The organism is Oleiphilus sp. HI0043, from assembly GCF_001634935.1.
The window spans coordinates 1-2,429 of record NZ_LWEY01001767.1 but is presented as its reverse complement, the minus strand read 5'-3'; the positions used below and the strand labels follow the sequence as shown (position 1 = coordinate 2,429).

Here is a 2,429-nt window from a genome sequence, read left to right as displayed (position 1 = left end):
GAAGTTGATGCACTCTCGATGTCACCTTCTCTTTTGAACCAATCATTTGCGGAAAACTGCTTTATAAAAATGCTGCTTCTACATATGGAGAGGCTGCATCAAGACACAGCTCTTTCTAAAATCAGTTTCGATCATATTGATCACATTACTGCATGGGTCAGACGGCATTATGTCGAAGATATCAATTTAGATGATTTGAGCAAGAGGTTNTCAGTATCTCGGAGCCAGCTTACACGAAAATTCAAGCAGAAGTATGGGTTCAGTCTAATTGAGTTTGTTCTGCAACTGCGTTTCGATGATGCTGCAAAGCAACTCGCGTTTTCTAAAAAGGACATTACTCGCATTGCCCTAGACATAGGATTCAATAATCTCAGTCACTTTCACAGGCAGTTTAAAAAACGTTTTGGCATGACGCCGCTTTCTTTTCGTAATATGACCGCTCAATCGAGTTAGACAATTGCTTAGCCAAGTATTTATAACAAAACAGAGTTTCATCACATGGTCTAGACTGTTCGTTCTAAACTCTAATAATGTTGCCAGTTAGTTTTATTTTCGCTTATGTCTACAAATCTTTATACATTCGATCGGGGTTTTATCTTCATCGTGACATGGCTGTCATTTAATATCTGTCAGGCTGCTGGAATTGTCGATATAACGCTTCAAGATCAAAATGGCCAAGCACTTGTCGATGGTGTCGTTTATTTTCAAGTCGAATCTGAATATGCTTCCTTGTCTGGCAATAAGCGTATTCCATCGAACTTGATAATGGATCAGAAAAATAGGCAATTCGCCCCTCATGTATTGATTGCTCAGGTCGGTGATTTAGTGAGCTTTCCGAATAGCGACAATATTAGACATCATGTTTATTCGTTTTCAGAGCCAAAGCGCTTTGAAATAAAGCTTTACGCCGACAAGCCGGAATCTCCTATCAAGTTTGAAACGCCAGGCGTCGTGGCACTAGGGTGCAATATACACGATTCAATGCTTGGGTATATTTTGGTTATAGATACACCTTATGCAAGCAAAACAGACAGTAAAGGTCGAGCGAGTTTGGCTGTGCCGGAAAAAGTGCCATCAGAGTTTTTTGTATGGCACCCTCTGTTAAAAAACACTGCAAAGCCTCTTAAGGTGTCTGAGTTTGATGTGAATTCTCCACAAACCGTAGTCATTGAGATCAAATCAACGAAAAATACTAAGTTTAATAAGAAGCGCTGGCGCTGACGACCAAGTGAGATAGAAGAATGAATTATGCTCCGAAATTCTGTATTGCATTAGTAATTTTGATCTTGTTTTTTACAAGCTCTGTTAATGCAGCGGGTAGTAAGTTATTGGGTACTTCGGGTGTTACCTCTATCGAAGGTAGTGCAGGAGGAGGTTTAATTCCTTGGGCGCCGTTAGGGGGGTACGCTACTAGAGACGAGCTAGGTTTCAGCATAGTCGCAAGTGAAGTGGACGTTGATGATTATAATATGAGCGTGCACGGAGCTTTGATTAATTTTCGAGACCGTATCGAATTCAGCTTCGCTCATCAGGACTTTTATGTTGATGCATTATCGCAATCGGTGAGACAAAATATTATTGGTCTGAAGGTTCGACTTTTTGGCGATTTGGTTTATGACACATTACCGGTAATCAGTATCGGTACACAGCAAAAAAGACTCATTGATGCGGGTGTGATCAATCTTGTTGGCGCTAAAGATAGCAGCGGAACTGATTTCTATCTAAGTGCTGCAAAAGCGTGGATCGACGGATTGTTTCATCATACTAGCTTTGTGAATGCGAATATTCGCTACAGTAATGCAAATGAACTCGGTTTGCTCGGTTACGGCGGCGATAATGCAAGGTCTAAGTTTTTATTCGAAACAGCGCTGGGCGTTTTCGTCGGTAACAACGTTGCTTTGGGTGTTGAGTTTAGGTTCAATCGATCGCAGATGAGCAAATTTCTAAACTAGTTCTCGAGTATGAGCATCGTTTACAAAGCTTTGAGGATCAGCTCAGCCAGAAAAGTTCAGACATTGATGATAACCGAAAAGCGCTGGCGCTTACGCAAGAGGTTCAATCTCTTTGGCTCAGGGCGGGACAAGATACAAGCCCCAGCAATCGAATCTCAAGTTATGATGACATTTTGAAGATCAAGCCCGATGACTGTGAAGCTTTGACCTACAAGGCGGATGCGGTATTAGAAATCAATGAGCCACAATGGGCCGCAAACCTATGCCAGCAAGCTTTAGAGCTTGATCCTGACAATGGACATGCATTTTATCAGCTTGCCTGTGCTTATACGGCACTGCAGCAATATGAGGAGGCGCTTTCCTATTTATCTAACGCAATTGCTAAAAGTGATAGCTATCGAGATGAGGCTACTAAGGATGACGCTTTAAAAGCGTTGCGTACGCACCCTTCGTTTGAGGAAATGATAAAAAATACAC

The 2,429-nt window shown here is 41.8% G+C and carries 4 protein-coding genes; all 4 read left to right on the top strand.

Annotation, left to right across the window (positions count from 1 at the left end; all coding sequences use genetic code 11):
- On the top strand, positions 1 to 453 hold a 453-nt coding region (locus tag A3729_RS27255), incomplete at its 5' end, for a helix-turn-helix domain-containing protein (protein ID WP_156498164.1).
- A 150-nt stretch (positions 454 to 603) separates the two neighbouring features.
- Positions 604 to 1,221, top strand: coding sequence for a methylamine utilization protein (locus tag A3729_RS27250; protein ID WP_082865046.1), 618 nt, complete (start codon positions 604 to 606; stop codon positions 1,219 to 1,221).
- A 65-nt stretch (positions 1,222 to 1,286) separates the two neighbouring features.
- Positions 1,287 to 1,952, top strand: a complete 666-nt coding sequence (locus A3729_RS27245) for a DUF3034 family protein (RefSeq protein ID WP_231877275.1) — start codon at positions 1,287 to 1,289, stop codon at positions 1,950 to 1,952.
- A 173-nt stretch (positions 1,953 to 2,125) separates the two neighbouring features.
- Positions 2,126 to 2,429: tetratricopeptide repeat protein (locus A3729_RS33560; RefSeq protein ID WP_197476159.1), on the top strand; the 304-nt coding region annotated here is incomplete at its 3' end.